The organism is Pseudomonas sp. B7(2017), assembly GCF_002112745.1.
GTDB classification, from domain to species: domain Bacteria; phylum Pseudomonadota; class Gammaproteobacteria; order Pseudomonadales; family Pseudomonadaceae; genus Aquipseudomonas; species Aquipseudomonas ekonensis.
In genome coordinates this window covers 170,269-193,326 of the sequence record NZ_NEIP01000009.1, presented here as the reverse complement: position 1 = coordinate 193,326, position 23,058 = coordinate 170,269, and the positions used below count along the sequence as shown (strand labels likewise).

Annotated in this window: 23 protein-coding genes and 1 tRNA gene; 19 read left to right on the top strand and 5 right to left on the bottom strand. The window is 65.8% G+C overall.

Annotated features, from left to right (window positions below):
* The first annotated feature begins 1 nt into the window (after window position 1).
* Both pgaC and pgaD read left to right on the top strand, forming a co-directional pair.
* Complete coding sequence (gene pgaC / locus CAG29_RS18470) at window positions 2-1,357, top strand: poly-beta-1,6-N-acetyl-D-glucosamine synthase (protein WP_085582111.1); 1,356 nt, start codon at window positions 2-4, stop codon at window positions 1,355-1,357.
* A complete protein-coding gene (gene pgaD / locus CAG29_RS18465; protein ID WP_085582109.1) occupies window positions 1,354-1,887 on the top strand; it encodes a poly-beta-1,6-N-acetyl-D-glucosamine biosynthesis protein PgaD in 534 nt (177 codons plus the stop codon). Before pgaC ends, pgaD begins: the two co-directional genes overlap by 4 nt.
* On the opposite strand, the gene CAG29_RS18460 is transcribed toward pgaD, so the two are convergent.
* Complete coding sequence (locus CAG29_RS18460) at window positions 1,880-3,409, bottom strand: FAD-dependent oxidoreductase (protein ID WP_085694936.1); 1,530 nt, start codon at window positions 3,407-3,409, stop codon at window positions 1,880-1,882. The genes pgaD and CAG29_RS18460 overlap by 8 nt on opposite strands.
* A gap of 139 nt (window positions 3,410-3,548) precedes the next feature.
* On the opposite strand from CAG29_RS18460, the gene CAG29_RS18455 reads away from it, so the two are divergent.
* The 5 genes from CAG29_RS18455 to CAG29_RS18435 all read left to right on the top strand — a co-directional run bounded on the left by CAG29_RS18455 (window position 3,549) and on the right by CAG29_RS18435 (window position 7,403).
* Window positions 3,549-4,109, top strand: a complete 561-nt coding sequence (locus tag CAG29_RS18455) for a YbhB/YbcL family Raf kinase inhibitor-like protein (RefSeq protein ID WP_085639522.1) — start codon at window positions 3,549-3,551, stop codon at window positions 4,107-4,109.
* An 87-nt stretch (window positions 4,110-4,196) separates the two neighbouring features.
* Entirely contained in the window at window positions 4,197-5,897 is a 1,701-nt protein-coding gene (locus CAG29_RS18450; RefSeq protein ID WP_085694935.1) for a VWA domain-containing protein, read from the top strand.
* A 29-nt stretch (window positions 5,898-5,926) separates the two neighbouring features.
* Window positions 5,927-6,508, top strand: a complete 582-nt coding sequence (locus CAG29_RS18445) for an RNA polymerase sigma factor (RefSeq protein ID WP_170930288.1) — start codon at window positions 5,927-5,929, stop codon at window positions 6,506-6,508.
* A complete protein-coding gene (locus CAG29_RS18440; RefSeq protein WP_085694934.1) occupies window positions 6,505-7,116 on the top strand; it encodes a hypothetical protein in 612 nt (203 codons plus the stop codon). Before CAG29_RS18445 ends, CAG29_RS18440 begins: the two co-directional genes overlap by 4 nt.
* Window positions 7,113-7,403, top strand: a complete 291-nt coding sequence (locus tag CAG29_RS18435) for a hypothetical protein (protein ID WP_371856105.1) — start codon at window positions 7,113-7,115, stop codon at window positions 7,401-7,403. The genes CAG29_RS18440 and CAG29_RS18435 overlap by 4 nt, the downstream gene beginning before the upstream one ends.
* Window positions 7,404-7,479: 76 nt before the next feature.
* Here the strand turns inward: CAG29_RS18435 and CAG29_RS18430 are convergent.
* Window positions 7,480-7,556, bottom strand: a tRNA-Arg gene (locus tag CAG29_RS18430).
* Window positions 7,557-7,755: 199 nt separating this feature from the next.
* Between CAG29_RS18430 and CAG29_RS18425 the strand changes: the two genes are divergently transcribed.
* The 6 genes from CAG29_RS18425 to CAG29_RS18400 all read left to right on the top strand — a co-directional run bounded on the left by CAG29_RS18425 (window position 7,756) and on the right by CAG29_RS18400 (window position 13,420).
* The gene (locus CAG29_RS18425) at window positions 7,756-7,983 is read left to right on the top strand and encodes a RebB family R body protein (RefSeq protein WP_085582097.1); all 228 of its coding nucleotides are present in this window, start codon (window positions 7,756-7,758) and stop codon (window positions 7,981-7,983) included.
* A complete protein-coding gene (locus CAG29_RS18420) occupies window positions 7,980-8,522 on the top strand; it encodes a hypothetical protein (protein ID WP_085582095.1) in 543 nt (180 codons plus the stop codon). The genes CAG29_RS18425 and CAG29_RS18420 overlap by 4 nt, the downstream gene beginning before the upstream one ends.
* Before the next feature lie 32 nt (window positions 8,523-8,554).
* Entirely contained in the window at window positions 8,555-8,839 is a 285-nt protein-coding gene (locus CAG29_RS18415; protein ID WP_085631847.1) for a RebB family R body protein, read from the top strand.
* A 318-nt stretch (window positions 8,840-9,157) separates the two neighbouring features.
* A complete protein-coding gene (gene gabD, locus CAG29_RS18410) occupies window positions 9,158-10,600 on the top strand; it encodes an NADP-dependent succinate-semialdehyde dehydrogenase (RefSeq protein ID WP_085639510.1) in 1,443 nt (480 codons plus the stop codon).
* Between the two features lie 190 nt (window positions 10,601-10,790).
* Entirely contained in the window at window positions 10,791-12,068 is a 1,278-nt protein-coding gene (gabT, locus tag CAG29_RS18405) for a 4-aminobutyrate--2-oxoglutarate transaminase (RefSeq protein WP_085582089.1), read from the top strand.
* Window positions 12,069-12,208: 140 nt separating this feature from the next.
* A complete protein-coding gene (locus CAG29_RS18400) occupies window positions 12,209-13,420 on the top strand; it encodes a response regulator (RefSeq protein ID WP_085582087.1) in 1,212 nt (403 codons plus the stop codon).
* A 57-nt stretch (window positions 13,421-13,477) separates the two neighbouring features.
* On the opposite strand, the gene CAG29_RS18395 is transcribed toward CAG29_RS18400, so the two are convergent.
* Window positions 13,478-14,467 (bottom strand): sensor domain-containing diguanylate cyclase, encoded by a 990-nt coding sequence (locus CAG29_RS18395; RefSeq protein ID WP_085582085.1) that lies wholly within the window; start codon window positions 14,465-14,467, stop codon window positions 13,478-13,480.
* Window positions 14,468-14,696: 229 nt separating this feature from the next.
* Window positions 14,697-15,881, bottom strand: coding sequence for a delta-9 fatty acid desaturase DesA (gene desA / locus CAG29_RS18390; RefSeq protein ID WP_085582083.1), 1,185 nt, complete (start codon window positions 15,879-15,881; stop codon window positions 14,697-14,699).
* 146 nt (window positions 15,882-16,027) lie between these two features.
* Here desA and dibA point away from each other — a divergent pair, with 146 nt between their 5' ends.
* The 6 genes from dibA to CAG29_RS18360 all read left to right on the top strand — a co-directional run bounded on the left by dibA (window position 16,028) and on the right by CAG29_RS18360 (window position 22,381).
* The gene (gene dibA / locus CAG29_RS18385) at window positions 16,028-17,947 is read left to right on the top strand and encodes a phosphodiesterase DibA (protein WP_085582081.1); all 1,920 of its coding nucleotides are present in this window, start codon (window positions 16,028-16,030) and stop codon (window positions 17,945-17,947) included.
* A 259-nt stretch (window positions 17,948-18,206) separates the two neighbouring features.
* Window positions 18,207-18,389 carry a sulfur starvation response protein OscA gene (oscA, locus tag CAG29_RS18380; protein ID WP_085582079.1) on the top strand — a complete coding sequence of 61 codons (183 nt, stop codon included), beginning with the start codon at window positions 18,207-18,209 and terminating at the stop codon, window positions 18,387-18,389.
* A 136-nt stretch (window positions 18,390-18,525) separates the two neighbouring features.
* Window positions 18,526-19,539, top strand: a complete 1,014-nt coding sequence (locus CAG29_RS18375) for a sulfate ABC transporter substrate-binding protein (RefSeq protein ID WP_085582077.1) — start codon at window positions 18,526-18,528, stop codon at window positions 19,537-19,539.
* Window positions 19,540-19,683: 144 nt separating this feature from the next.
* A complete protein-coding gene (cysT, locus tag CAG29_RS18370) occupies window positions 19,684-20,502 on the top strand; it encodes a sulfate ABC transporter permease subunit CysT (RefSeq protein ID WP_085582075.1) in 819 nt (272 codons plus the stop codon).
* Window positions 20,503-20,515: 13 nt separating this feature from the next.
* Entirely contained in the window at window positions 20,516-21,388 is an 873-nt protein-coding gene (gene cysW, locus CAG29_RS18365; protein ID WP_085631851.1) for a sulfate ABC transporter permease subunit CysW, read from the top strand.
* A gap of 3 nt (window positions 21,389-21,391) precedes the next feature.
* Window positions 21,392-22,381, top strand: a complete 990-nt coding sequence (locus CAG29_RS18360) for a sulfate/molybdate ABC transporter ATP-binding protein (RefSeq protein ID WP_085582071.1) — start codon at window positions 21,392-21,394, stop codon at window positions 22,379-22,381.
* A 93-nt stretch (window positions 22,382-22,474) separates the two neighbouring features.
* On the opposite strand, the gene CAG29_RS18355 is transcribed toward CAG29_RS18360, so the two are convergent.
* Window positions 22,475-22,999, bottom strand: a complete 525-nt coding sequence (locus CAG29_RS18355; RefSeq protein WP_085582069.1) for a DUF962 domain-containing protein — start codon at window positions 22,997-22,999, stop codon at window positions 22,475-22,477.
* Between the last annotated feature and the right edge of the window lie 59 nt (window positions 23,000-23,058).

The window sequence follows — 23,058 nt, the reverse complement described above, 5'->3', positions numbered from 1 at the left end:
CATGCTGGATAGACTGTTGGCCCTGCTTGTTCTGGCGCTCGTCCTCGGCGTACCGCTGGGGCTGATCTTCCTGGTCACCGGGCAGTTCCTGATGGACTTCGTGTTCTTCTACCCGCTGTTCATGTCCGGGCTGTGGATCTCCGGCGGCCTGTATTTCTGGCTGCACTGGGAGCGGCACTGGCCGTGGAAGGACGACACGCTGCCGCCGCCCCTGGCCGGCGAGCCGCTGATCTCGATCCTGATCCCTTGCTACAACGAGGGCGACAACGCCGCCGACACCATCCACGCGGCGCTGGCCCAGCATTACCCGAACATCGAAGTCATCGCGATCAACGACGGCTCCAAGGACAACACCGCCGAGGTGCTCGACGCCCTGGCCAAGGAAGACCCGCGCCTGCGCGTGCTGCACCTGGCGGAGAACCAGGGCAAGGCTGTGGCCTTGCGCATGGGCGCCATCGCGGCGCGCAGCGAGTACCTGGTGTGCATCGACGGCGATGCGCTGCTGGCGCCGAACACCGCGGCCTACCTGGTGGCGCCGATGCTTGACAACGCCCGGCTCGGCGCGGTCACCGGCAACCCGCGGATCCGCACCCGTTCCACCCTGGTCGGGCGGGTTCAGGTCGGCGAGTTCTCCTCGATCATCGGCCTGATCAAGCGCACCCAGCGGGTGTTCGGGCGGATCTTCACCGTGTCCGGGGTGATCGTCGCCTTCCGGCGCACGGCGCTGCACCGGGTCGGCTACTGGAGCCCGGACATGATCACCGAAGACATCGACATCAGCTGGAAGCTGCAACTGGACCACTGGAGCATCTTCTACGAGCCCCGCGCGCTGTGCTGGATCCTCATGCCCGAAACCCTGCGCGGCCTGTGGAAGCAGCGCCTGCGCTGGGCCCAGGGCGGCGCCGAAGTGCTGTTCAAGAACATCCGCGGGATCTGGCAGTACCGCCACCGCTACCTCTGGCCGCTGCTGTTCGAGTACTGCCTGTCCACCGGCTGGGCGTTCACCTTCCTGCTGTCGGTGATCTTCTGGGCGGTCGGCAAGTTCGTGGCGCTGCCGGACGCCATCGCGGTGCACCACCTGATGCCGCCGGCGTTCACCGGGCTGCTGCTGGCGTTCGTCTGCCTGGTGCAGTTCGCGGTCAGCATCGTGATCGACCGGCGCTACGAGCCGGGGCTGGGCAAGACCATGTTCTGGGTGGTCTGGTATCCGTTGGTGTTCTGGTTCATCAGCCTTTTGACCACGCTGGTCAGCTTCCCCAAAGTGCTGTTCGGCCAGCACCAGAAGCGGGCGCGCTGGGTCAGTCCCGACCGGGGCATCAAACCGGTCGGGGACGACGAAGAGGAGGTCATCAAATGAAAATCATCCGGACCCGCCAACGGCCCTTCCTGGTGGTGGTCGATGTGTTCATCACCGTGCTCGCCTGGGTCGGCCTGCTGTACCTGCTGGTGCGCGGGCTGTGGCCGCTGATCGACACCCATGGAGGCGGGCCGCGGATCGACAATTCCGCGTTCGAGGCCTTGGGCACCCTGCAGATCTACCTGTGGGTGGCGCTGGTCAACGCGGTGATCCTGATCGGCTGGGCGCGCTACCAGCAGCGCAAGAGCAAGAGCTTCGCCCAGCGCCGCCTGCCGGCGCCGGTGGTGGACGACGAAGGCTTGAGCAAAAGCTTCAAGCTGTGCGACGACCGCCTGCAGAAGCTGCGCGGCAGCGGGGTGATGACCATCCACAACGATCAGGAAGGCGACGTCAGCCATGTGGTGCCGCACTTCTGGCCGGTGACGCCCGACGAACTGCCGCCGCCGCTGGCGCCGCTGGAGCATCCCCGGGTGATCTTCCTGCACGCCGAGGACGACGACAACCGCGAGCCGAGCCACCGGATCACCTGAGCCTGCGGATCAGCCGCCAGGCTTCCTCCATCGGCAGCGGCTGCTTCATGCGTTCGGCCAGCAGGGCCATGGCCCGGTCCTCTTCGCAGGCCACGGCCGCCACCACCACGCCCTGGCTGCCGAACAGGCCGATGAAGGGCGGCTGGCCGGGGTCGCCGTTGAACCCCACCTCATCCCAGTGCGCGGCATGGCCCAGGCAATCGTAGCTCCTGCCGAAATGCCAGGTCCAGAAGTACGGCACGTCCAGGTAATGCTCCTCGCCGCCGAGCATGTTGGTCGCCGCGATCCGCGCCTGCTGCTGGGCCAGGCGCCAGTGTTCGATGCGTTCGGGCCGGCCGTTGAGCGGAAACGTGGCGATGTCGCCGATGGCCCACACGTCCCGGGCCACGCGCATGCCGTCGTCCACCCGCAGCGACAGGTCCTCTTCCCGCGGCAGCGACGCAAAGGCCTCGGTGGCCGGGTGAACGCCGATCCCCGCCAGCACCAGATCCGCCGACAGACGCAGGCCGTTGTCGAGCAGCACCGCCTCGACCTTGCCGTCGCCGATGATTTCGCGCGCCTCATGCCCAGTGATGAACCTGACGCCGTTGTCCTCGTGCAGCGCCCGCAGCGCGCGGCCCACGGCATCGCCGAAGCGGGCCGCGAAGGGTACGGCGTGGTGGGCGATCACCGTCACGTCGAGGCCGAGCTGGCGCAAGGCCGAGGCGCACTCGAGGGCGATGAAACCGTCGCCGACGATCACTGCGCGCTGGCCGGGGCGGGCGCTGTCCAGGATGCATTCGGCCTGGAGCCTGGAGCGCAGCACGAAGACCTGCGGCAGGTCGGCGCCGGGCAGCGTCAACCGGTTGGGCGAGCCGCCGGTGGCCAGCACGGCGGCGTCGTAGGCCAGGTTCGCGCCGTGCTTCAGGTGCAGGGTCTTCGCCGCGGTGTCGAGGGCGGTGACTTCGTCTTCGAGGCGTTCGATGCGCTGCGTGCGGTAAAACCCGTCATCGCGCAGCGCCGGGGTTTCCCGGGGCGGCATTTCCCCGGCCAGCACGAATTTGCTCAGCACCGTGCGGTCGTACCCGGCGCCGGGCTCGCGGTCGACCATGACGATCCGCCCGCCGAACCCTTTCTCCCGCAGCGCGGCGGCGCAGGCGGTGCCCCCGGCGCCCGCGCCGACGATGACGAAGGTGCGCGGGTCGTCCGCCGGCGGCGTGTGCGGATCCGCCAAGGGCTGATCGTCGACCCACACCTCGTCGCCGCGCAGCTCCAGCGGGTAGCGGATGAGGCCGTCGAGGGCCGGCGGTTCGCACAGCGCGCCGTCCTCAAGGCGAAACGCGCCTTTGTGCCACGGACAGATCAGGCGCCCATGGCAGATCGCCCCTTCGGCCAGCGGCGCCCCGGCGTGGGGGCATTCGCCCTGGAACGCGCGCAGGCTGGTTCCGGCGCGCACCAGCAGGATCTTCTGTTCGCCGACCTGCACCGGCAGGCCACGGTCTTCGGGGACATCGGCGAAACGGGCGACACGGTGCAGGGACATGATCGTGCTCCACGCAAGTGTTTCTCTTACGAGTTTGGCGCCGATTCCCAGGTTCAGCCAATTGCCACTGCCACGGCATGAACGGTACGGCTATAGTTTGCAGGCCGACGAAGGCCCAACCGCACAAGGTGCTCCCGGAATGACCCGATCGATTTCTCTCAACCCTTGGCTGGCGGCCCTTGCCGTCGCCCTTTGCGTGCAGTTGCCGGCGCAGGCCCAGGAGCGCTTCACCCTCAGCATCCCCGGCGTGTCGGACAACCGCCTGTTCACCTCGGCAGCGGCCAGCGACGCCAGCGGCTGCGGCGGCAAGAACCAGTCGCCGGCCCTGAGCTGGAACGCGGGCCCGACCGGCACCCAGAGCTACGCCATCGTCATGCACGACCCGGACGGCCAGAAGGGCCTGGGCGTCGATCACTGGATTCATTACGGCATCAAGGCCACCACCCGGCAGATCCCGGCCGGCGTCGGCGCCAAGTCGGCCCTCGAAGGCGTCGGCGGCACCAACAGCAAAGGCACCACCCATTACATCGGCCCGTGCCCGCCGGTCGGTGACAGCGCCCACCACTACATCATCCAGATCTACGCCTTGGACCTGGCCCCGGACGCCTTGCCCGCCGGGCTGACCCGCGCCGAACTGATGGACAAGATCAAGGGCCACGTGCTGCGCAACAGCAGCGCGGTGCGGCGCTACCACCGCTGAAAAAAAGTTTTGCGGGGTTAACCCGAACGCGAGGGGCTGCCCGTCTCAGGGGATGAATGGATCAATTTCCGCCCGAGGTCAGCCCCCATGTCCTTTCCTTCTCTGTTCCTGCGCCCCGTCGCCGCCGCCGTGATGCTGGTCATCGCCGGCTGCGGCGCGTCCTCCACACCGGATTCCCGTACAGTGGCGCCGCCGGTTCCCTCCGCCCCTCAAGTCTCCGCCCCTCAAGTCCGGGAGGAAGCGGCGATGGCGGACAGCGCGATGGCCAAGCGCAGCCTGCGCGCCGCACCGATGGCCGCTTATGCGCCGATGCCTGCCGCAGAAAGTTATCCACAGGGCTACCGTGACGAGTACCGCGAGCAGTACCAGGCACTGGCCGACAATCCTGTCCACAGCGTCGCCGAGGCACCGGTCTCGACCTTCAGCGCCGACGTCGACACCGGCGCCTACGCCAACGTCCGCCGCCTGCTCAACCAGGGCCGCTTGCCGCCCGAAGGCGCAGTGCGCCTGGAGGAGATGGTCAATTACTTCCCCTACGCCTACGCGCTGCCCACCGACGGCTCGCCGTTCGGCGTGACCACCGAACTGGCCGCGACGCCGTGGAACCCGCACACCCGGCTGCTGCGCATCGGCATCAAGGCATCCGACCGCGCGGTGGCGGAGCTGGCCCCGGCCAACCTGGTGTTCCTGGTGGACGTCTCCGGCTCGATGGATCGCCGCGAAGGCCTGCCGATGGTCAAAGGCACCCTGAAACTGCTGGTCGATCAGTTGCGCGAGCAGGACCGGGTGTCGCTGGTGGTGTATGCCGGCGAATCGCGGGTGGTGCTGGAGCCCACGTCCGGGCGGGACAAGGCGAAGATCCGCAACGCCATCGAACAACTGACGGCGGGCGGCTCCACGGCCGGCGCCTCGGGCATCGAGCTGGCCTACCGGATGGCGCAGCAGGCGTTCATCCCCAACGGCATCAACCGCATCCTGCTGGCCACCGACGGCGACTTCAACGTCGGCGTCAGCGATTTCGACAGCCTCAAGCAAATGGCTGTGGATAAGCGCAAGACCGGCATCTCCCTGACCACCCTCGGTTTCGGTGTGGATAACTACAATGAACACCTGATGGAACAGTTGGCCGATGCCGGCGACGGCAACTACGCCTACATCGACAACCTGCGCGAGGCGCGCAAGGTGCTGGTGGACCAGTTGGGTTCGACCCTGGCCACGGTGGCGAAGAACGTCAAGCTGCAGGTGGAGTTCAATCCGGCGCAGGTCAGCGAATACCGGCTGCTGGGCTACGAGAACCGGGCCCTGAAGCGCGAAGACTTCAGCAACGACAAGGTCGATGCCGGGGAGATCGGTGCGGGGCATACGGTGACGGCGCTGTACGAAATCGTCCCGAGCGGAGAGAAGGGCTGGCTGGAGCCGTTGCGCTACGGCAAGGCCGGCGCGGCGGCGTCGCAAAAGAATGGAGAATTGGCGATGCTGCGTGTGCGTTATCAACAGCCTCAAGGTGGGAAAAGCCTGCTCATCGAACGGCCGATCGCCGACCGGGTCGCGCCGCCGAGCGAAGACCTGCGGTTCGCCGCCGCCGTCGCCGCGTTTTCCCAGCAGCTCAAGGACGGGCGCTACACCGGCGATTTCAGCCTGAAGGACACCGAAGACCTGGCCCGTGGCGCCCGTGGCGATGACCGCTTCGGCCTGCGCAACGAATTTGTGCAGCTGGTGGAACTGACCCGGAGCCTGCGCGACACCACGGCGTCGGCCCCTGAAGCCACCGAGCGACGGATTGAATAGTGAGCGGCCTGAAGGGCTTCATCAGCCAGCTGTTCGCAGCCAAGGACAGCCTTGCCGCCAGCAGTGACGAATCGCTGCTGGCGCGCTACCGCGAGGGCGACGGCGCGGCGTTCGAGATTCTGTACGCCCGCCACCGTCAGGGCCTGTACCGTTTTCTGCTGGGCCTGAGCGGCAAGCCCGAACTGGCCGAGGAGGTGTACCAGGAAACCTGGCTGAGCCTGATCCGCAGCGCCAGCCGGCCGCAGGGCCGGGCGACGTTCCGCACCTGGCTGTTCCAGATCGCCCGCAACCGCTTGATCGACCACTGGCGCAAGCACGGCGCCCGCCAGCCGCTGCACGACAGCTACGACGAGCAGGCGCACGCCGTCAGCGACGAAACCACCGATCCCGAACAACTGCTGAGCCTGAGCCGCGACAGTCAGCGCCTGGAGGACGCCCTGCAGGCCTTGCCCGCCGACCAGCGCGAAGTGTTCCTGCTGCGCGCCCACGGCGACCTCGACCTGGCGCAGATCGCCAGCCTCACCGAAACACCGCTGGAAACGGTCAAGAGCCGCCTGCGCTACGCCCAGCAAAAACTGCGTCGGCTGCTGGCCGAGGAGGTACTGACATGACTGACGCCCGCCGGACACCCGAAGACCCGGCAATTTCGCACGTGCGCGAGCACCACGCTGGCGAACCGTCGCCGCACCTGGATGCATTCATCCTCGACGCCGCCCGCCGGCAGGCACCGGCCGCGAAACCGGGCCTGTGGCAGCGCTGGCTGCGGATGTGCCGTCAGCCGCGTTATCAGGTGGCGTTCGCCAGCCTGGTCGGCGTGGCGCTGATGCTGTCGATGGTGCAGCAGGCGCCCGAGCCGGTGCCGCGCTACGATTTCGCCCCCGCCGCCAAACCCGCTGCGCCGGCGGCCCGCCAGGAAGCGGCCGAATCCCGCTCGTTGGCCGCGCCGGCCGCCGCGCTGTCGGCCCCTGCGCCGGCGCCGATGGCCGAAAGGGCGGCGCCGATGGAGAGCGAAGCGCTCAGCGCCGACAGCGCTGACGAGGCCAAGGCCAGCAAGCGCGCCGCGGCCCCGGCCAACGGCCTCGACCGGCAACTGCGCGAGGTCCTGCGCCTGCGCGAAGCCGGCCAGGCCCAGGCGGCGGACAGGCTGTTCAACGAACTGCACAAGCGCTATCCGGGCACCGACCTCGACGCGCGGCTCACGCAATTGCAGGAAAAATGACCGCTCCGTCCGCCAGCGATTTGGCATTGCCCCGCAAAAGCGCGCACTATCGGGGCATTGCCGATGCGCTGGAGAACACCGTGGCACCGAAAATCGACCGCATCGCCCAACTCCTCAACTGCCCGGAAAAGGGCGAGGAGATGCGGCGAGCGATTACCGAAGCCCGCAAGGAGTTTCTGCTGAACCAAGCGGAAGAGAACGTGGCTGACGAAGATGACGTTTTCGACCTGGAGGCCGGGGAAGACGAGGATGACGGGTACGACGAGTTCGACTGGACGACGGAGTAGATCCGAAGCCGGCCCGTTCCGGCACCCACAAAAAAGCCCCGGACCTTGCGGTCCGGGGCTTTCTCGTTTCGATTCATGGCGCACCAGGCGGGATTCGAACCCACGACCCCTGCCTTCGGAGGGCAGTACTCTATCCAGCTGAGCTACTGGTGCAGCGGGCGACATCATACCTAGGTCGATCCGGGGCGTCCATGCCGGTTTTCAGCTTGGCGAATTGCGTTTCCGTTACCGGCCTTTTCTGCGCGCCGGCCGGCTGCAATGTCCTGCAATGAGCGCTTCTGGCGCTTTGGCGCGGCTGATCTATCGTTTTCCTGCGGCGGGCTTCCGGATGCCCATCCCCAAGGAGAAACCCATGACTACCGTCAATCCCCAAATCACCGATGCCGTCACCCAATCGAACGTACAGGTCGTGGGCTCTGCGCCGTCCACGGCCATCGCCACGCTGTCCCAGGTCGCCAGCCACGCGGTCGGCCTGGCCCTGGAGAACGCGGTCAGCCACCAGCAGGCGATGAACATCGTCGGCAACGCCACGGTGGCGGCGGCCGTGCGGCAGATCCTGGCGGTGGGAGACAAATCATGACGGACAAGGAGCAGGCCCGCAGCGCCGCCGCAGAGCCGGCAGCGGCCGACCCCGCCGCCACGGCGGCCTCGCTGCTGGAATCGCTCAACGAGCAGTTGCTCAAGCAGGTGGCCGACGGCGTCGGCAGCGAATCCCTGAACCGGCAGATCGTCGAGTCGATCAATTTGCTGAACACCCAATTGGCCACGCAGACGCCGGTGGTCTCGGCCCTCGCGTCGGAGCTGCTGGTGCGTCAGGCCAGCGGTCTGGTGGCGCAGTCGGCGGCCAGCTATTTCGACGGCGTGACCAAACTGGCCCTGGCCGCCCAGGGCGTGCTGCTGCGCAAGATGACCGAAAGCATCGTCAACGACGAGCTGGAGATCGCCAGCGAAAGCGCATTGGGAGCCCTCAACACCCACCTGTTGGTCGGCGGCGCCGCGGCGGTCGCGGCGGCCACCGGTGCCCTGGACGGCGAAGGCGTGGACCAGGCGCTTGAACGGATCAACCAGAGCATCGCCCGCTTCAGCGCCAACCTGGCCGAGCGGGCCGCCAATGCATGAGCAACCCATCGTCCAGCGAAAGGAGCCGGAACATGGCAACCGTGAATGATCAGATCACCGATGCGGTCACCCAAACCAACGTCAACGTGCTGGCCGAGGCGCCGGCGATGGCGCTGGGCAGTCTCTACCAATCCATGGCGCACTCCACCGGCATCCTGTTCGAGAATGCCGTGAACGCCCAGCAACAGCAGAACATCCTGGCCCAGGCGGCGGCCACCCAGGGCGTGATGCAGATCTACAGCCTCGACACCACGGCGGATGCCCTTGCGACCCGGAACATCCTCCAGGATGTCGCCGCCAAGGCGCCGAAGACCTGAAACACCTGTCGCCGATACTGCAAAAGGCCCCGCCCACCGAGCGGGGCCTTTTGCTCGTTGATCCGAAAACCTCAACAAATGCGCCGTTTTTGTTCTTTTTTTCGAACGGCCTATTGTCCTTTAAACCTGTTGAACCTAGGATTCGTTTGAGATTTCAAACGCTCCTTGTCTGGATGCTGAGCCGCACACGCTACGGACCGTGCGCCATCCATGTGCTTCACCCGGTGAATGATTTCCCTGACGGCAGCCTCGAGAGGCGCCTTTCTACAATCATAATTTTGCTCCGCGCCGTGCGCGGTGCTGTTAAGGAAAGCCGACATGCAGCTTAAAGACACCCAGTTGTTCCGCCAGCAAGCCTTCATCGATGGCGCTTGGGTCGATGCGGACAACGGTCAGACGATCAAGGTCAACAACCCGGCCACGGGCGAAATCCTGGGCACCGTGCCGAAGATGGGCACCGCCGAGACCCGCCGCGCCATCGAGGCCGCCGACAAGGCGCTGCCGGCCTGGCGTGCGCTGACCGCCAAGGAGCGCGCCTCCAAGCTACGCCGCTGGTTCGAGCTGATCATCGAGAACCAGGACGACCTGGCCCGCCTGATGACCCTCGAACAAGGCAAGCCGCTGGCCGAAGCCAAGGGCGAAATCGTCTACGCCGCCTCGTTCATCGAGTGGTTCGCCGAGGAAGCCAAGCGCATCTACGGCGACGTGATCCCTGGCCACCAGCCAGACAAGCGCCTGATCGTGATCAAGCAGCCGATCGGCGTCACCGCCGCCATCACCCCGTGGAACTTCCCGGCGGCGATGATCACCCGCAAGGCCGGCCCGGCCCTGGCCGCCGGTTGCACCATGGTGCTCAAGCCCGCTTCGCAGACCCCGTTCTCCGCCTTCGCCCTGGCTGAACTGGCCCAGCGCGCCGGCATTCCCAAAGGCGTGTTCAGCGTGGTCACCGGCAGCGCCGGCGACATCGGCAGCGAACTGACCGGCAACCCGACCGTGCGCAAGCTGTCCTTCACCGGCTCCACCGAGATCGGTCGCCAACTGATGTCGGAATGCGCCAAGGACATCAAGAAAGTTTCCCTGGAGCTGGGCGGCAACGCGCCGTTCATCGTGTTCGACGACGCGGACCTGGATAAGGCCGTCGAAGGCGCGATCATCTCCAAGTACCGCAACAACGGCCAGACCTGCGTCTGCGCCAACCGCCTGTACATCCAGGATGCGGTCTACGACGCGTTCGCCGAGAAGCTGAAGGCCGCCGTGGCCAAGCTCAAGATCGGCAACGGTCTGGAAGAGGGCACCACCACAGGTCCCCTGATCGACGAGAAGGCCGTGGCCAAGGTGCAGGAACACATCGCCGACGCCGTGGGCAAGGGCGCGACCGTGCTGTCCGGCGGCAAGCCGATGCAAGGCAACTTCTTCGAGCCGACCATCCTGACCAACGTGTCCAAGGACGCTGCCGTGGCGAAGGAAGAGACCTTCGGCCCGCTGGCGCCGTTGTTCCGCTTCAAGGACGAAGCCGAAGTGATCGCGATGTCCAACGACACCGAGTTCGGCCTGGCCTCCTACTTCTACGCCCGCGACCTGGGCCGTGTGTTCCGTGTGGCCGAGGCCCTGGAATACGGCATGGTCGGCGTCAACACCGGGTTGATCTCCAACGAAGTCGCGCCGTTCGGCGGCATCAAGGCGTCGGGCCTGGGCCGTGAAGGCTCCAAGTACGGCATCGAGGACTACCTGGAAATCAAATACCTCTGCCTGGGCGTCTGAGACGCGCCGGCAAGGCTTTGCTCCAAGCGCAAAGGGCACGAGAGCGCTGTCCCTTTGCGTCGCTCCACAACGGAATTTTCTCTGCGGCCGGGATAGCTGCGGCAGTCGATCATCGCATGCTGCCCCAGTTGCCTCCCCGCTGCGTAATCCTTGAACCACGCCGACCGATGAGCGGCGAATGAGGAATGTAATGAGCAAGACTAACGCTGATCTGATGGCCCGCCGTGTAGCCGCTGTTCCACGTGGCGTCGGCCAGATCCACCCGATCTTCGCCGACTCCGCGAAGAACGCCACCGTGACCGACGTCGAAGGCCGCGAGTTCATCGACTTCGCCGGCGGCATCGCCGTGCTGAACACCGGCCACGTGCACCCGAAAATCATCGCCGCCGTGACCGAGCAGCTGAACAAGCTGACCCACACCTGCTTCCAGGTACTGGCCTACGAGCCTTACGTCGAACTGTGCGAGAAGATCAACGCCCGCGTGCCGGGTGACTTCGCCAAGAAAACCCTGCTGGTGACCACCGGTTCCGAAGCCGTCGAGAACGCCGTGAAGATCGCCCGTGCCGCCACCGGCCGCGCCGGCGTGATCGCCTTCACCGGCGCCTACCACGGCCGCACCATGATGACCCTGGGCCTGACCGGCAAGGTCGTGCCTTACTCCGCCGGCATGGGCCTGATGCCGGGCGGCATCTTCCGTGCGCTGTACCCGAACGAACTGCACGGCGTGAGCATCGACGACTCCATCGCCAGCATCGAGCGCATCTTCAAGAACGACGCCGAGCCGAAGGACATCGCCGCGATCATCATCGAGCCTGTGCAGGGCGAGGGTGGTTTCTACGTCGCGCCGAAAGAGTTCATGAAGCGTCTGCGCGCCCTGTGCGACCAGCACGGCATCCTGCTGATCGCTGACGAAGTGCAGACCGGCGCCGGCCGCACCGGCACCTTCTTCGCCATGGAGCAGATGGGCGTCGCCGCCGACCTGACCACCTTCGCCAAATCCATCGCCGGCGGCTTCCCGCTGGCGGGTGTGTGCGGCAAGGCCGAATACATGGACGCCATCGCACCGGGCGGCCTGGGCGGCACCTACGCCGGCAGCCCGATCGCCTGCGCCGCTGCGCTGGCGGTGATGGAAGTGTTCGAGGAAGAGAAGCTGCTGGACCGCTGCAAGGCCGTCGGCGAGCGTCTGGTGACCGGCCTCAAGGCCATCCAGGCCAAGTACCCGGTGATCGGTGAAGTCCGTGCCCTGGGCGCGATGATCGCCGTCGAGCTGTTCGAGAACGGCGACAGCCACAAGCCGAACCCGACCGCCGTAGCGGCCGTGGTGGCCAAGGCCCGTGAAAAAGGCCTGATCCTGCTGTCCTGCGGCACCTACGGCAACGTTCTGCGGGTGCTGGTGCCGCTGACCTCGCCGGACGAGCAGCTGGACAAAGGCCTGAAGATCATCGAAGAGTGCTTCGCCGAGCTGTAAGGCCGGGCACCGTGTGACCGGATCGACAAAAAACCCGCTTCGGCGGGTTTTTTGTTGCCTGGGGAACGCATCCTTCGATTCCGGGCTGTATCGAATCGCCAGCATTGGCTAAGGTTCAACCATTGCAAGGGAGGGCGAGCATGACTGCCGTCGAATTACCCGCTGTACCGAGAGTCCTGATCGCCGAGGCCGACCCCTGGTCGCGCGATCTGCTCAAGCAGGTGTTGCTGAACGTGCGCTGCGACGCGCGGCTGGACCTGTGCGCCGATGGCCAGCAGGCGATGTCGCTGCTGGGCGAAGTGCCCTACGACCTGGCCATCGTCGATTGGGAGCTGCCCGGCGTCGACGGCCTGAACGTGCTGCGCAGCGTCCGCCAGCGCAAGCGCAACCCGCCGCTGCCGTTCATCCTGATGAGCACCCGCAACGACAGCGCCAGCGTGCGCGAGGCCCTGCCGCTGGCGCCGACCGCTTATCTGACCAAGCCGCTGAACATGGAGAGCCTGACCGAGCGCCTGCAAGGCCTGCTGCTCAGCGCCGGGGAAGAAGTGTTCTGCGAAGTGCCGGCGCTGGCGCCGGGCATGACCCTGTCGGTGTTCCTGGAGCGGCGCCGCGAGCAGACCGACGGCGCGCCGCTGATGACCGATGTGCAGGTGGCGATCAAGCGCAGCCTCAATCCCGACGGGTTGGACCTGAAGCTGCTGGAGGAAGAGATCCGCACCGACCCGCAGATCACCGCCGTGCTGATCGCCGCCGCCAACAGTGCTGCCCAGCACCATGGCGCACCGGTGCAGACCCTCGCCCAGGCGCTGCACCGCTTGGGCACCGGGCAGAGCACCAACCTGATCCTGGGCCTGGCGCTCAAGCGCAGCGCCAAGCTCAGCGACCCGTACCTGGCCGATTACGCCGAACGCTATTGGGGCCTGTCGCTGCACACCGCCGAATATGCCCGGACACTGGCGCGGTTGCTCGACCTGGATCAGGAGCGCTGCTATTGCGCGGGGCTGCTGCACCGCCTCGGCGATCTGGCGCTGCTGCGCTGCCTGCAGGAGTGGAAGCAGGCCGGCGGTGCGCTGGACGAGACGGAAGAAGTGGGCGACGCGCTGGTGGCGTTCGGCGCGGCCTACGGTTCGGCGCTGCGTACCCGTTGGCGCTTGCCGCTGGAGCTGCGCGAGCTGATCGCGTCGGTCTACCAGCTCGGCGGCGGGGTGTATTCCCGAGAGGCGCTGGTGATGAACATGGCGGCGCAGATGGCTCGGCTGACCGAGCAGGAAGGCGTCGAGGAACTGGCGAAGAGCCGTACGGCGCGATTGCTCAAGATCGGCCTGCCGGAACTGACGCGGATGCGCAAATAGCCGGGTCTGGAGCAAAGTTCCTGCCGGCGGGCCGGCTCCCACAGGGCCGGAGGCGGCTCAGCCGCAGACGATCCGGTTCTTGCCCAGCCTTTTGGCCTTGTACATGGCCGCGTCCGCCCGGGCGAACAGGCTGTCGAGGCTTTCGTCGTCGACGGTCAGGCAGGTCAGGCCCTGGCTGACGGTGATGCCGTAGGCGTGTTCGCCATGCTGGAAACTCAAACGCTGGATCTCCCGCTGCAGGCGTTCGGCCACTTGCAGGGCAAAGTCCTGCGCGCATCCCGGGAATACGGCGGCGAACTCCTCGCCGCCGATGCGCCCGAACAGATCCCCGCTGCGCAGCGAGTCGCGTCCGCACTCGGCGATCCGTTGCAGGACGCTGTCGCCCTCCGGGTGGCCGTAGGTGTCGTTGATCAGTTTGAAGTCATCGATGTCCAGCAGCAGGAACGCCAGCGGCGAGCCTTGCAGGCGGGCCTGCTCGAACTCGCGGTGGGCGCATTCGAAGAAGTGGCGGCGGTTGCTGCTGCAGGTCAGCGCGTCGGTGGTGGCCAGGCGTTGCAGCTCGGTTTCCATCTGCTTCTTTTCGGTGATGTCTTCGGCGATGCCGACGATGATCACCGGCCGGCCCGGTTCCTCCTGGCGGTTGATGAAGCATTTGTCGCTGAGCCAGCGCACCTGGCCGTCGGCGGCGATGATCCGGTATTCGCGGTCCTCCACCGCGCCTTTGCGCAGCACGTCGGCGAGGCTGCGTTCGGCGTAGTCCAGGTCGTCGGGGTAAATGCTGTCGCGCCACTGGTTGTAGTCCGCCAGCAGCAGCCCGGCGGAGCGGCCGAAGATCCGCTCGTAGGCGGGGCTGACGTAGAGCACCTGACGGGTTTCCCAGTCGAAGGCCCACAACACGGCATTGACGCTGACCAGCAGCGAGCTGAACAGTTGCTCCCGTTCGCTCAGGCGGGCGACTTCGCCCTGGGCGTGCATCAGCGCCATCAGCGTTTGCGCGGCTTCGGGCCACTGGGAAGGGGATGAGCCGTTTTCATTGTTATTGACCATCGACGCGAATCTCAAAGGGTGTGCCGCCGGTTCGCAGCGGCCACAGCTGAGCCTGCTGGGGTGGCGAAGTGTCTTTGAGATGGGGGATGCGGGGCTAAGTTCCGCGCCGTTGCGGTGAGGGAGGGAGGCTCCCGCCGGGCGGTCGTGGCGAGGGGGATTCAGGGGACACCGCGTTGCCGGTCTTGCAGCGGCAAGCCCTCCTGTGAGGGAGGGCTTGCCCGGCTACCGGTCAGGCGGCTGAAGGGCGCAGCGAATAGGTTTTCAGCTGGTCGGCGAAGTCGCGCAGGGACTGGATGCCGCTGGCCTCGGCCTCATGCACCCAGTCCTTGATGGCAGCGAGCATGTCGTGGCCGTTTGCGCTGGTCTTGATCCAGATCTGCTGCAGGGCCAGGCGCTTCTCGTAGATTACCGCCAGCGCGTGGCTGTGCTCGAGCATGTTCTGGATGCGCACGTGGTGGCGGTCTTCCAGCAGGCTGGTTTCCCGGGACAGCAGGCGCTTGGCCCGGTGGAACTGGTGGCGCACCGAATGGTCGACCCGGGCCAGTTCCTGCTTGACCAGGGGAGCGATCACCAGCTTGCGGTACTGGGCCATGATCTGGAAGCGGTTGTTGAGGATCGCCATGGCGGTGTCCATGTCCAGGCTGCCCTTGCCCTTGACGCGGTGGGCGATCGGCGCGACCCGCTGCACCTTGGCCAGGCGCAGGAAGCAGAAGACCTTGATCCAGGCCCAGCCCAGGTCGAACTCCCACTTCTTCACCGACAGCTTGGCCGAATTGGGGTAGGTGTGATGGTTATTGTGCAGTTCTTCGCCGCCGATCAGGATGCCCCACGGCACCAGGTTGGTCGCGGCGTCGCGGCATTCGAAGTTGCGGTAGCCCACGGCATGGCCGAGCCCGTTGACCACGCCGGCGGCCCAGACCGGGATCCACATCATCTGGATGGCCCAGATGGTGATGCCGATGGTGCCGAACAGCAGCAGGTCGATGACGGCCATGATCGCCACGCCCAGCAGCTTATGGCGGCTGTACAGGTTGCGTTCGATCCAGTCCTCGGGGCAGTTCTTGCCGTAGATACGCAGGGTCTCGGGGTTGCGGGCCTCTTCGCGGTACAGTTCGGCGCCCTTGCGCAGCACCGTGGACAGGCCCTTGATCACCGGGCTGTGCGGGTCGTCCTCGGTTTCGCATTTGGCGTGGTGCTTGCGGTGGATCGCGGTCCACTCGCGGGTGTTCTGCGCGGTGGTCAGCCACAGCCAGAACCGGAAGAAGTGCTTGAGGCCGGCATTCAGCTCGAGGGAGCGATGGGCCGAGTAGCGGTGCAGATAGACCGTGACGCTGACGATCGTCACGTGGGTCATCAACAGGGTGACGGCCACCAGCGACCAGGCCGACAAGCCGAGAAAACCTTCGTACCACATAGCCTTTGGGGCCCTCTGTAGAGAAAAAACAGCCGCTGCATTATCACCAAGCACACAGATAAAACCAGTCGCCCTTTCAGATAAGAGTTGGCTGGATGTTTCTTGACCTATAATCCCAACTTTTTTGTAGGGACATGGACGGCCGAATGTCTGCCTCTTATCGCGATGCCTTGCGTGCAGCGCTGCTTTACCTGGTTCTGGCGGTGGTCTGGCTGCAAGGGACTGGCTACTTATTGAACAGTTTCTTCGATGATTCAGTGGCCTTGCTGCACTGGCAACTGATCAACGGTTACGTGTTCGTGGCACTCAGCGCCGGGCTGATCTTTCTCGCGCGGGCGCGGTTGTTCGAATGCCTCGGCATCGGCGCCCGGCTGCGCGAGCGTCAGGCCGACCGCGAGCGCCTGCGCCAGGCCGCCGCCGTGTTCGACTGCACTCGCGAGGGGGTGCTGGTGACGGATCGGCAGGGGCTGATCGTGCACGTCAACCGCGCCTTCATGGAAATCACCGGTTACCGGTGCGAGGAAGTGCTGGGCCGGCAGCCGAGCCTGTTCAAGTCCGGCCACCATCCGCCGGGCTTCTACCAGGCGATGTTCGCCACGCTGCAGACGAGCGGCGAGTGGAGCGGCGAGATCTGGAACCGGCGCAAGAGCGGTGAGATCTACCCGCAATGGCAGACGATCCGCGTCATCCGCGACGATCAGGGCCGGCTCAGCCATTACGTGGCGGTGTTTTCCGACATCAGCGCGATCAAGGACTCGGAACACGAACTCAAGCACCTGGCCCACCACGACCCGCTGACCGACCTGCCCAACCGCCTGCTGTTCAGCGACCGCGCCGAGCAGGCGCTGGCGTCGGCCCAGACCCACAAGCGCGGCTGCGCGCTGCTGATGGTCGACCTGGATCATTTCAAGCTGATCAACGACAGCCTCAGCCACAGCGTCGGCGACCGCCTGCTCAAGGCCGTCGCCGCACGGCTGCAGGATCTGTTCGGGGCGGGCATCACCCTGGCCCGGCTCGGCGGCGACGAGTTCGCGGTGCTGGCCGAAAGCTGCCCGCAGCCTGCGCAGGCGGCGGTGCTGGCCCAGCGCATCCTGGACGGCCTCAAGGAGCCGTTCTGCCTGGAGGGCCACGAACTGTTCATCAACGCCAGCATCGGCATCAGCCTGTTCCCCAGCGATGCCCTGAGCGCCGAGCAACTGCTGCGCAACGCCGATGCGGCGCTGTTCAAGGCCAAGAGCAGCGGCCGCAACGGCTATGCGCTGTACACCGAAGAGCTGACCGCCCACGCCCAGCAGCGGGTCGAGATCGCCTTCGAACTGCGCCGCGCGCTCGAGCAGCAGGAGCTGCGGGTCTATTACCAGCCGGTGCACGACCTGCACAGCGGCCGCCTGGTGGGGGTCGAGGCGCTGGTGCGTTGGCAGCACCCGCAGCGGGGGCTGGTGTCGCCGGCGGAGTTCATCCCCATCGCCGAACGCACCGGCCTGATCGCCGACATCGACGCCTGGGTGATGCGCCAGGCCTGCCGGCAGATGTGCCAGTGGCAACAGGCGGGGGTGGCGCTGTCGTTCGTCGCGGTCAACGTGTCGTCCCGGTTGTTCGCCCGCCGCGAGCTGTACCGGCAGGTCGCGCAGGTGCTGCACGAGACCGGGCTGGATCCGGCCTGCCTTGAGCTGGAAGTCACCGAAAGCGCGGTAATGGACGATCCGGAGGTGGCGCTGGAGCAGATGCATCGCCTGCGCGAGCTGGGCATTCGCCTGGCCATCGACGACTTCGGCACCGGCTACTCGTCGCTGCTGCGGCTCAAGCGCCTGCCGGTGCAGAAGCTCAAGATCGACCAGGGGTTCGTCGCCGGCCTGCCGTGGGACGAGGACGACGGGGCGATCGTGCGGGTGATCATCGCACTGGCCCGGAGCATGGGCATGCAGGTGCACGCCGAAGGCATCGAGCAGCCCGAGCAGGCGGCGTTCCTGCTGGAGCAGGCGTGCGACCTGGGGCAGGGCTACTGGTTCGGGCGGCCGGTGCCGGCGCAGGACATCGATTGGTCCAGGGTTCCGGTCATCGGCTGACGGCCAAGCTGCGGATACTCCCGTGGCGAGGGCGCTAGCTCCCGCCCGGGTTCGGGTCTGCGGTGCAGACCAGAGGGAGCAATGGCCCTCTCCACAGGGGGCTTGGCCGCAAGCCCTTGTCCCGTCAGCTAATGTTTTAAAGTTATATAAACATTCTTAAATAGTCTTTTTAAGAATATCCAGCCCTCTCTTATATTGCTCCCACGCCGGACGCAGCGCGAGCCGCTGCCAGGCACATCCCATACAAAGGAGCAGCACCATGAGCGCATCCCTGCGTAGCGTTGACGGTCAGGACGAAAGCACCATCCTTCGCGAAATCCAGAGCGCCTTGCGCGACCTGCGTTTCGGCGCGGTGGAGATCACTGTGCACAACGCCCAAGTGGTTCAGATCGAACGCAAAGAGAAATTCCGTCTGCAGCAGCCGGGCAACAAGACCGGCTGAACCGCGATCCCGGTCTGCGCCAGCGCCTGCGGGGGATTGATGCCGGCGTCGGCGCAGACGGCGGTCTTGAACAGGCAAACCGCTTTTCGCAATCCATAAGAAAAAGCCACCACCCAGAATTCCAGGAGCTTTCCCCATGTCGTCGATTCGCCGTTACGCTTTGGCCGCCCTGGCCAGCGCTGTGTTTGCCGGTTCTGCGGTCGCCAAGGACTACGAGCTGCTCAACGTGTCGTATGACCCGACCCGTGAGCTGTATCAGGATTACAACGCCGAGTTCGTGAAGTTCTGGCAGGAGAAACATGCCGGTGACACGGTGAAGATCCAGCAGTCCCACGGCGGTTCGGGCAAGCAGGGCCGGGCGGTGATCGACGGCCTGCGCGCTGACGTGGTGACCCTGGCGCTGGCCGGCGACATCGACGAAATCGCCAAGCTGGGCAAGACCCTGCCGGCGGACTGGCAGAAGCGCCTGCCGGAGGCCAGCACGCCGTACACCTCGACCATCGTGTTCCTGGTGCGCAAGGGCAACCCCAAGGGCATCAAGGACTGGGGCGACCTGATCAAGAACGACGTGTCGGTCATCACCCCCAACCCGAAGACCTCCGGCGGCGCACGCTGGAACTTCCTCGCCGCCTGGGCCTATGGCCTGAAGGCCAACGGCGGTGACGAAGCCAAGGCCAAGGCCTACGTGCAGACCCTGTTCAAGCATGTGCCGGTGCTGGATACCGGTGCCCGTGGCTCGACCATCACCTTCGTCAACAACGGTCAGGGCGACGTGCTGCTGGCCTGGGAGAACGAAGCGTTCCTGGCGCTCAAGGAAGACGGCGGCGCCGACAAGTTCGACATCGTCGTGCCGTCGCTGTCGATCCTCGCCGAACCGCCGGTGGCGGTGGTCGACAAGAACGCCGAGAAGAAGGGCAACGAGCAGATCGCCGAGGCGTACCTCAAGCACCTGTACAGCCCGGCAGGCCAGGAGATCGCGGCGAAGAACTTCTACCGTCCGCGTGACAAGGACGTGGCGGCCAAGTACGCCCAGCAGTTCCCGAAGCTGGAACTGGTGACCATTGACAAGGACTTCGGCGGGTGGAAAACCGCGCAGCCGAAATTCTTCAACGACGGCGGCGTGTTCGACCAGATCTATCAGGCGCAGTAATCTGATTTGGCAGCCTGAAAAACTGTAGGAGCGAGCCTGCTCGCGAAGAGGGAGTATCAGTCAACATTCATGTCGCCTGATACTCCACTTTCGCGAGCAGGCTCGCTCCCACATTGTTAGATGTGTTTTTGACCAAGGACTTTTATGTCGCGTCGTATCTCCCCCGTCATACCCGGCTTCGGGCTGACGCTGGGCTACACCTTGGTGTACCTCAGTCTGATTGTGCTCATCCCGCTGGCGGCGATGTTCGTCCACGCCGCCCAACTCACCTGGGATCAGTTCTGGACGATCATCTCCGCCCCCCGCGTGCTGGCCGCCCTGAAGCTGAGCTTCGGCACGGCGTTGTGCGCCGCGGTCATCAACGGCGTCATCGGCACGCTGCTGGCCTGGGTGCTGGTGCGCTACAGCTTCCCCGGCCGCAAGGTGATCGACGCGATGATCGACCTGCCGTTCGCCCTGCCGACGGCGGTGGCGGGCATCGCGCTGACGGCGCTGTACACCCCCACCGGCCTGGTCGGGCAGTTCGCCGCGGACCTGGGCTTCAAGATCGCCTACACCCCCCTGGGCATCACCCTGGCGCTGACCTTCGTGACCCTGCCGTTCGTGGTGCGCACGGTGCAGCCGGTGCTGGCGGACATCCCCCGTGAGGTCGAAGAGGCCGCCGCGTGCCTGGGCGCCAAGCCCTTGCAGGTGTTCCGTCACGTGCTGCTGCCGGCGCTGCTGCCGGCCTGGCTGACCGGTTTCGCCCTGGCGTTCGCCCGGGGCGTGGGCGAGTACGGTTCGGTGATCTTCATCGCCGGCAACATGCCGATGAAGACCGAGATCCTGCCGCTGCTGATCATGGTCAAGCTCGACCAGTACGACTACACCGGCGCCACGTCCATCGGCGTGCTGATGCTGGTGGTTTCCTTTGTCCTGTTGCTGCTGATCAACCTGTTGCAGCGGCGCATCGAAACCCCATAAGGAGGCGCGAACCATGTCCCAACCGTCCATTGCGGCCGCGTCCTCGGCCAACGCCGCCCGTCGCGGCAACGCGGCAGCGCGCCGGATCCTGATCGGCCTCGGCTGGCTGATCTTTGCGCTGTTCCTGTTGCTGCCGCTGTTCATCGTGGTGTCCCAGGGCCTGAAGAACGGCATCGGTGAGTTCTTCACCGCGATCCTGGAGCCGGACGCCTTGTCGGCGCTGAAGCTCACGGTGATCGCCGTGCTGATTTCGGTGCCGCTGAACCTGGTGTTCGGCGTCAGTGCCGCCTGGTGCGTGAGCAAGTACTCGTTCCGCGGCAAGAGCATCCTGGTGACCCTGATCGACCTGCCGTTCTCGGTGTCGCCGGTGATCGCCGGCCTGGTCTACGTGCTGATGTTCGGCGCCCAGGGCCTGTTCGGGCCGTGGCTGCAGGACCACGACATCCAGATCGTGTTCGCCCTGCCGGGCATCGTGCTGGCGACGATCTTCGTCACCGTGCCGTTCGTGGCCCGCGAACTGATTCCGCTGATGCAGGAGCAAGGCACCCAGGAGGAAGAGGCCGCGCGCCTGCTCGGCGCCAACGGCTGGCAGATGTTCTGGCACGTCACCGTGCCCAACATCAAATGGGGCCTGATCTACGGCGTGGTGCTGTGCACCGCCCGGGCCATGGGCGAGTTCGGCGCGGTGTCGGTGGTGTCCGGGCACATCCGCGGGGTCACCAACACCCTGCCGCTGCACGTGGAGATCCTCTACAACGAATACAACCACGTGGCCGCGTTCGCCGTGGCGAGCCTGTTGCTGATCCTGGCGCTCTTCATCCTGCTGCTCAAGCAGTGGAGCGAAAACCGTATCAACCGCCTGCGCACCAGCGCCGCGGAGGAATAATTCATGTCGATCGAAGTGCGTAACGTCAGCAAGAACTTCAACGCGTTCAAGGCGCTGGACAACATCAGCCTGGATATCCACAGCGGCGAGCTGGTCGCCTTGCTCGGCCCGTCCGGCTGCGGCAAGACCACGCTGCTGCGCATCATCGCCGGCCTGGAGACCCCGGACCAGGGCAACATCGTGTTCCACGGCGAGGACGTTTCCGGCCACGACGTGCGCGACCGCAACGTCGGTTTCGTGTTCCAGCACTACGCCCTGTTCCGCCACATGACCGTGTTCGACAACGTCGCCTTCGGCCTGCGCATGAAGCCGAAGAACCAGCGCCCGAACGAAAGCCAGATCGCGGCCAAGGTCCATGAACTGCTGAACATGGTGCAGCTGGACTGGCTGTCGGACCGGTATCCGGAGCAGCTCTCCGGCGGCCAGCGCCAGCGGATCGCCCTGGCCCGCGCCCTGGCGGTGGAGCCCAAGGTGCTGCTGCTCGACGAGCCGTTCGGCGCCCTCGACGCCAAGGTGCGCAAGGAGCTGCGCCGCTGGCTGGCGCGCCTGCACGAGGACATCAACCTGACCTCGGTGTTCGTGACCCACGACCAGGAGGAGGCGATGGAAGTCGCCGACCGCATCGTGGTGATGAACAAGGGCGTGATCGAGCAGATCGGCTCGCCGGGCGACGTCTACGAGAACCCGGCCAGCGATTTCGTCTATCACTTCCTCGGCGACTCGAACCGCTTGCACCTGGGCGGCGACGACCACGTGCTGTTCCGTCCCCACGAAGTGTCGCTGTCGCGCCATGAGCTGGAGGATCACCACGCCGCCCAAGTGCGCGACATCCGCCCGCTGGGCGCCACCACCCGGGTGACGCTGAAGGTCGAAGGCCAGAGCGACCTGATCGAGGCCGAAGTGGTGAAGGACCACGACAGCCTGGTCGGCCTGGCCAAGGGCGAGACGCTGTTCTTCAAGCCGAAGGTCTGGCAGAAGGTCGCCAGTCTCTAAAGGCGAAAGCATCGCCAGCAGGCTGGCTCCCACAGTGAACCGGTGTGAACACGCAGTGTGTGAGCGATCGGAATCCCTGCGGGAGCCAGCCTGCTAGATGGCCGCGCGGTTCGGATTGACCCGCACCCCGCCCACCCGCGCCTCGATCTGCTCCTTCAGCCCCTGGCGCAGGCCGAGCATGAACGCCAGCTCCACCGTCACGAACAGCGGCCCGACGATCAACCCGGTCAGGTCATCGACGAACGCCGGTTTGCGCCCTTCGTAATGGTGGCCGACAAACTGGATCGCCCAGCCGATCACGAACATCGCCAGCCCGCTGCCCAGCCACACCAAGGTGCTCTGTTGGGCCAGCGCATGCCCGGCCCAGACCGACAGCGCCATCAGCCCGGTCATCAGCAGGCCGAGACGGAGCTCCAGGCGCAGGTAGAACCAGGCCGACGCCAACGCCACCAACACCGCCGGAGAGATCCACAGGGCGCCGACCGGCCATTCGGGCCGCGACAGCAGCACCGCCACCGCCACCACGATCAGCGGGATGCCGACGAAGTGGCTGGCGATGTTGCGCGGGTCGCGGTGGTACGCGGCGTATTGACTCAAATGATCGACGAGGTTTTTCATTGTTGTTCCTCCTGTAGGGTGACCGGATCATGCCTGGGGCACGGCACCCGTTCTGTCAG